Source organism: Thermoflexus sp. (assembly GCF_034432235.1).
Taxonomy (GTDB): domain Bacteria; phylum Chloroflexota; class Anaerolineae; order Thermoflexales; family Thermoflexaceae; genus Thermoflexus.
The window spans coordinates 1-6,209 of record NZ_DAOUCJ010000027.1; the positions used below are offsets into that span (position 1 = coordinate 1).

Below are 6,209 nucleotides of genomic sequence, written 5' to 3' on the forward strand. Positions count from 1 at the left end.
GGGCACCACATCCCCCAGCGGATCAGAACCTCCCGGGATCGGGGATAACGCGCCCTCAGCTCTTCGATCGACCACTCCCCCCGGATCATCGGTCCTCCGCGGAAGCGCTCTCCCTCCCATGCTCGGCGGCCTTCCTCTTCTCCACCTTGCGCCCGAACAAGGAGGGGGGCTCCAGCTCCTCGGCCAGGGCAACCAGCCCGTGGGGCTTCCGCAGCACAACCCGGCGTCGCCCCAGGCGCACCCAGCCCGCCCGTTGCCAACCGTTCAACAGCCGGCTCACGGTGTGCAGGCGCGTCCCACACAGCTCCGCCAGCTCCTCCCGGCTCAGGGGCAACACCAGCTCGATCCCCTCCCCCGTCCGCCGGCCGGGCCTCTCAGATGTTCCCGCCTTTCTTCGAGCTGTTCGCGGAATCAACCGAGTGGGGAACGCAGGGAGCGGGCAGCTCCTGACCCTCTTCCCTCTGCCGGAGGAATCCGATAGGCGTGGGCCAGCAGGTCCGAAACCCACCGGGGAACCGGAGCGGATTCCAGCCTCCCGGTTTCCGCTTCCTGGACAGCTTCGAAGGGTCAGTCATTTGAGGAGAAGGAATGAAAATCCAGCGAAGGGTGATCCGCTCAGGGCGGACGGCATTGGATCATTATGATATGATGGTGCAGAGAGCGGAGCAGGCCGGAGTCACCCGCCGGTTCGGCCAGGAAAAAAAACCAAAACAGGTCGAGCGCTGAGCTATGAAGATCGACGATCTGCGAACGGCTGCCGCCGAGGTGCTGCGGCGAAATGATCGGGGAACCTTCACCGCGCCATCCCCGCGGCAGTATCCCCATCTCTGGCTGTGGGATGCCGGGTTCGCGGCGCTGGGCTGGGCCGCTCTGGAGGACTTCAAGCGGGCTTACCGGGAGATCCGCGCCGCCCTGCGGGGCCAGTGGCGCAACGGGATGCTCCCTCACGTGGTGTTCTATGGCTGGCCCAGCACGTATTTCCCCGGGGCAGATGTCTGGCGCTCGGATCTTGCGCCGGAGGCGCCGGGGGATCTCCCGACCTCGGGCATCACCCAGCCCCCGGTCCTGGCCCTCGTCGCCTGGATCCTCTTCCAGCACGATCCGGATCGCCGACGGGCCGAGGCCTTCCTCCGCGAGGTCTTCCCGGCCCTGCACGCCTATCATCGCTGGCTCCACACCGTTCGGGATCCCGATGACATCGGCCTGAGCTGCATCGTCCATCCCTGGGAATCCGGAATGGATAACAGCCCCCTCTGGGACCTCCCCCTATCCCGGGTCCCCACGGAAGGCCTTCCCCCCTATCAACGGGCCGACGCCCACTGGGTCCCGGAGGAGCAGCGCCCCCGTCGTGCCGATTACGACCGCTTCCTCGCCCTGATCTTCCACCTCCGATCCCACCAGTATGGGGAAAGCGGGGTGCGCCGCTCCCCCTTCCGCGTTTACGATGTCCTGTTCAACGCGCTGCGCCATCGCTCGGAGGAAGCCCTGCTGGCCATGGCCCGGACCCTGGGAGAACCCGTCGGGGAAATCGAGGGATGGCTGGAACGAAGCCGGGCCGCTTTCCAGACCCGGTTATGGGACCCTGCGCGCGGATTTTTCCTGGACTGGGATGGGGTGGCGGGTGATCGGATCCCGGTGATCGCCTCCGGGGGGTTCCTGACGCTGTATGCCGGCCTGGCCACACCGGAGCAGGCCCGGGAGATGGTGGACCGTTACCTGAGGAACCCGGAGGCCTTCGCCCCTAATGGAGGAACCCGTTATCTGGTTCCAACGGTGAGCAAAGCCGACGCGGGCTGGGAGCCACGGCGCTACTGGCGGGGACCCATCTGGATCAATGTGAACGCTCTCATCGCCCACGGCCTGGCCCGCTACGGGTTCCATGCGCTCGCCGGGGAGATCCGCCGTCACACGCTGGAGCTGATCGCCCGCTCTGGGTTTCACGAGTATTATGACCCCCGAACCGGGGAAGGCCTGGGGATCGGGGACTTCACCTGGTCCGCTGCCCTCTTACTGGGATGGGAACTGCTGTAGACATCCGCCGGAAACGGAGGCCCTATGGCGCATGCGCCCGTGGTGATCCGGTTCTTCGCCCCTGTGATCGACATCACCATCAATGCTCTCCTCAACGCTGTCGATCAGAAAATGCGGGAAGGCCATCGGGACTTCCTGCTGCTGCTCTCCTCTCCGGGCGGGAGCGTCTTCCATGGCCTGAGCGCTTACAATTACCTGAAAGGGATCCCCGCTCGCATCACCACCTGCAATTTCGGCAGCGTCGATTCCATCGGCGTGGTGCTGTATTGCGCAGGAGCCCGTCGCCTGTCTGTGCCCCATGCCCGCTTCCTGCTCCACGGAATCAGCGCGCAGTTCCCCCAGCCGATCAGCCTGGAGGAGAAACAGCTGGAGGAGCGCATGAAGGGCCTGCGGATCGATCTGGAGAACATCGCCAAGGTGATCGCGACCAGCACGGGGAAGCCGGTGGAGGAGGTGATCGCCGCCATGCACGATCGGATCACGCTGAACCCGGAGGAAGCGAAGGCATGGGGGCTGGTCCACGAGATCGTGCATGAGCTTTTCCCGGCCGGCGCAGAGGTGATTTCCATTCAGTATCAGGAGCCCCCCCACCTGGCCTGAGCCGGTCCGTTCGATCGGGCGCTCCGGATCCCTCCGCTTCTGTGTCCGGTGCTTTGCTTTCCTCATAATGGGGAGGCCATCACCCTGGTCATCCGAACCGAGGGGAGACGGTGACGCTGGATGAGGTCACCCGGGGGCGCATCATCACGGAGGGATGGGACACGCTGGTTCCCTTCGTCCCATCTTTCTTCCGCGCCTGATCCTCCCGCCCTCTGGATGGCATTCCCGGGAAAGAGGGGGAGGGTTTCGCGAGGGATCCTCTTCCCGGCTTTTCGACATCGAGAAAGATGGTCCCTCTGGCAATTCGGGCCATGACCTCCCCGCCGACCTGACCCCCCGAATCGTCCATCACGCGCCTGTCGGACGCTGACGCTCCAGTAGCTCCCGGATGTCGGTCAGGGTCTCGCTGATCCGGAACGTCACGATCAGCAGCTCCGCGTAGATTCTCGAAATCAGGATCCCCAGGACTACGACCAGCGGGCTCAGACAGAGGGCCCCGAGGATCGCCCCCGCGCCATCGCGTCGCCCCGCCAGCCCACCTCCCGTGATCCCGCCGAACAAAACGACACAGCCGGCCAGGACGCTCAGGGCGACCCCGATCCAGAACAGCACCTGAATGAGATACGGGGTGATCATGCGGCGGAAGGTGAGGAAGTCTTCCCAGTTCATGCGGACCTCCCGAACGCGTAGATTCGATGCATCCAGTTTAGGACCCATCGCGCCCACGCGCCAACGGCCACCGTTGAAAAACCGGGTTGCCCGGAGGATCTACGGCAACCGGCGGATCCCGGGGTAGCGCTGATGAGCCCAGATCATATAGCTCAGGCTGACGACAGCACCCAGAGCGACGGTAGCCGGTGCGCCCAGCCGGCCGGCCATCAAACCTGCCTGCAGGCCCCCGAGGCGCATCATCGCCTGAAAGGAAAGAGTGTAAACCCCCATCACCCGCCCCCGCACGGAATCCTCCACGTGGGTCTGGATCAGGGTGTTGGCCAGCGCGTTCTGCCACACGAACGCGATCCCGGTGAGCACGAGAAAGCCCAGAGCGATGAAGAAAGACCGGGAAAGGGAGAACCCCAGCAACGCCATCGGAAAGCCCAGGTTCCCCCACGTCAGCATGCGCCCCCGCTGGCCTGCGTCTCCATACGCCGCCGCCAGCAACGCCCCGGCCACCGCGCCAACCCCGACCGCCCCCATCATGAGGCCATAGGCGACCGCTTCCGGCTGGACGCATGACAGGAGCGCTCCCCCCAGACGGCTCTCCGCCGCTGCCCGGCAAAGGGCCCCCACCACCGGCGCCGCGCTATCCCGAAGGGAGGTCCGGGCGAAAACCGGGAGAAGGGTGGTGTAGGGCATCGATAGAAAGGCGGAAACCCCCACCATGCTCACCAGGCCCTGCAGGATCACATCGGATCGGATCCGCGCCAGCCCGGCCAGAGGATCCCCGGAAGCTCCAGACAGGCGCCGCCGGGCGGTCGAGGCCGGCAACCGCATGGCCAGGAGGCCGGCGATCACCGCGAGAAAGGAAAGGCCGTTCAGAAAGAACGCCATGGCCTCCCCTAAGGTCGCCACCACCAGGCCGGCCAGGGAGGGGCCGATGATCCGCGCGAAGTTGAAGAGGGAGGAGTTCAGGGCGATGGCGTTTCCCAGATCTTCCTCGCCCACCATCTCCACCACAAAGGCCTGACGGGCAGGCACATCCAGCATCTGAAAGGCGGCCAGGAGCATCGCCATGACCCAGACGTGCCAGACCTGGATCCACCCGCTCCAGGTCAGCCAGGCCAGGAGGAAGGCCTGACCCATCATGAGCGATTGCGTGATCACAATCAACCAGCGCCGGGGGAAGCGATCCGCCAGGCTTCCACCGAAGAGGGCCAGGGGCAAAAGCGGCAGAACGGAGAGGCCGTTCATAACGCCCAGGCTGACCGGCGATCCGCTGAGCCGATAGACCAGCCAGTTCTGGGCGATCGTTTGCATCCAGGTCCCGCTGAGGGAGATCAGCTGGCCGATGAAATACAGGCGGTAATTCCAGTGGCGAAGCGCCCGGAAGGGATGATGCGCGCGATGGGTGGACATGGCAGGCATCCCTCATCAGCGATGGATCGGAAGAAAGGGCCGCCTCCGACAGCCCCCGGATTCTATTCGAAATGAACGGTGGCCCCATCATCCGGCTCCACCGCAAACAGAGCGGGGCGCCGGCCGAAACGCGCTTCATAATGCCGGATGATGACCTCGCCCGCCGCCTGAGCGGCCTCCCGCCGGACGACCGCCAGGATGCTGCCTCCGAAGCCGGCCCCCGTCAGCCGGGCCCCGTATACGCCGGGAACAGAACGGGCCGCCTCCACCAGGGTGTCCAGCTCGGGAGCGCTCACTTCATAATCGCTCCGCAGGCTCTCGTGAGAGGCGTTGAGCTGTTCCCCAAAGGCCGGAAGATCCCCGCGCTCCAGCGCTGCCACGGCATGCAGGACCCGCTCGTTCTCCGTCACCACATGCCGGGCCCGCCGGTAGATCCGGTCCGGAAGCTCCATGCGGGCGGCCTCCAGCTGCGCCCGGGATATATCCCGCAGCGCACGGATCCCGGGATATCGCCCCTGGAGCCGCCGCACCGCTTCCTCGCACTGCGCCCGGCGCGCATTGTATTCGGAGGCCGCCAGCTCCCGGCGCACCCCGCTATCAGCCACCAGGACCACGATCTCCTCCGGGATCGGGATGAGGCGGGTCTCCAGGGAGCGGCAATCGATGAGCAGGGCATGGCCGCGCCGGCCGAACAGGGCGGCCATCTGGTCCATGATCCCACATCGCACGCCCACGAATTCGTTCTCCGCCCGCTGACACAGCCGGGCCAGCTCCAGCCGGGGCACCTCGTGACCGCCCAGGGCGACCCACGCCATGGCGAACGCTACCTCCAGCGCGGCGGAGGAGCTCAACCCGCTGCCGATCGGCACATCCCCCGCCACCGCCGCATCCACCCCTGGAAAGCGAAAGCCCGCCTGCTCCAGGGCCCAGGCCACCCCGGCCGGATAGGCCGCCCATCCCCGCACCCCCCCCGGCTGCAGCTCGTCCAGGGAGAACACGGCCTCTTCCCCGAAATCCGCGGCGATGAGATGGACCCGGCGATCCCGTCGGGGGCGGGCGGCCACCCAGATGGCCCGGTGGATCGCCATCGGGAGGACAAAGCCGTCGTTATAGTCCGTGTGCTCCCCGATCAGATTCACCCGGCCGGGGGCCCGGGCTCGCACACAGGGAAGCTCCCCAAACCGCTCCTGAAACGCCCCAATCGCCCGCGTCTCCGCGTGGGTCATTGGATCGCCTCCGATTCCGCGAATCGTTCGCATACCGGAGCGTTGCGGCCGATCGCCTCCCACGCCCGGCCCATCGCTCAATGGTGAAACGCGAATTCTGGAAAGACAAGCCGGCGGCCCGGGGAATAAACCTTCCCGAAGCCCTACGCTATACTAATATTAAGACCATGGAGGGACCTCATGCATGAACGGGCGATCGCCGAGGGGATCCTCGCGGTGGTGCTGGAGGCAGCGGAGGCCGCAAGGGCGCGCCGCGTGCTCGCCATCGATCTCACG

7 protein-coding genes are annotated in these 6,209 nt (G+C 66.0%); 3 read left to right on the forward strand and 4 right to left on the reverse strand.

All coding sequences use genetic code 11. The features are described 5' to 3' along the window. Positions 1–85 precede the first annotated feature (85 nt). Positions 86–508, reverse strand: coding sequence for a helix-turn-helix domain-containing protein (locus VAE54_RS02785; protein ID WP_322800408.1), 423 nt, complete (start codon positions 506–508; stop codon positions 86–88). 80 nt (positions 509–588) lie between these two features. On the opposite strand from VAE54_RS02785, the gene VAE54_RS02790 reads away from it, so the two are divergent. The 3 genes from VAE54_RS02790 to VAE54_RS02800 are packed head-to-tail and all read left to right on the forward strand — an operon-like array spanning position 589 to position 2,631. Next, positions 589–726, forward strand: a complete 138-nt coding sequence (locus tag VAE54_RS02790; RefSeq protein WP_322800409.1) for a hypothetical protein — start codon at positions 589–591, stop codon at positions 724–726. 3 nt (positions 727–729) lie between these two features. Next, positions 730–2,031: an amylo-alpha-1,6-glucosidase gene (locus tag VAE54_RS02795; RefSeq protein WP_322800410.1), complete on the forward strand. Its 1,302-nt coding sequence runs from the start codon at positions 730–732 to the stop codon at positions 2,029–2,031. A gap of 24 nt (positions 2,032–2,055) precedes the next feature. Beyond that, on the forward strand, positions 2,056–2,631 hold the full coding sequence (locus tag VAE54_RS02800; RefSeq protein WP_322800411.1) for a ClpP family protease: 576 nt from the start codon (positions 2,056–2,058) through the stop codon (positions 2,629–2,631). A gap of 348 nt (positions 2,632–2,979) precedes the next feature. Here VAE54_RS02800 and VAE54_RS02805 read toward each other — a convergent pair whose 3' ends face one another. The 3 genes from VAE54_RS02805 to galK all read right to left on the reverse strand — a co-directional run bounded on the left by VAE54_RS02805 (position 2,980) and on the right by galK (position 5,933). Continuing rightward, entirely contained in the window at positions 2,980–3,300 is a 321-nt protein-coding gene (locus tag VAE54_RS02805; RefSeq protein WP_322800412.1) for a DUF4282 domain-containing protein, read from the reverse strand. 99 nt (positions 3,301–3,399) lie between these two features. Continuing rightward, positions 3,400–4,707 (reverse strand): MFS transporter, encoded by a 1,308-nt coding sequence (locus tag VAE54_RS02810; protein ID WP_322800413.1) that lies wholly within the window; start codon positions 4,705–4,707, stop codon positions 3,400–3,402. A gap of 62 nt (positions 4,708–4,769) precedes the next feature. Then, positions 4,770–5,933, reverse strand: a complete 1,164-nt coding sequence (gene galK / locus VAE54_RS02815) for a galactokinase (RefSeq protein ID WP_322800414.1) — start codon at positions 5,931–5,933, stop codon at positions 4,770–4,772. Between the last annotated feature and the right edge of the window lie 276 nt (positions 5,934–6,209).

Excerpts from the sequence above, each read along its gene's own strand:
- VAE54_RS02805 (WP_322800412.1), bottom strand. The coding sequence starts at position 3,300 with ATGAACTGGGAAGACTTCCTCACCTTCCGCCGCATGATCACCCCGTAT.
- VAE54_RS02800 (WP_322800411.1), top strand. The coding sequence starts at position 2,056 with ATGGCGCATGCGCCCGTGGTGATCCGGTTCTTCGCCCCTGTGATCGAC.
- galK (WP_322800414.1), bottom strand. The coding sequence starts at position 5,933 with ATGACCCACGCGGAGACGCGGGCGATTGGGGCGTTTCAGGAGCGGTTT.
- VAE54_RS02790 (WP_322800409.1), top strand. The coding sequence starts at position 589 with ATGAAAATCCAGCGAAGGGTGATCCGCTCAGGGCGGACGGCATTGGAT.
- VAE54_RS02810 (WP_322800413.1), bottom strand. The coding sequence starts at position 4,707 with ATGTCCACCCATCGCGCGCATCATCCCTTCCGGGCGCTTCGCCACTGG.
- VAE54_RS02795 (WP_322800410.1), top strand. The coding sequence starts at position 730 with ATGAAGATCGACGATCTGCGAACGGCTGCCGCCGAGGTGCTGCGGCGA.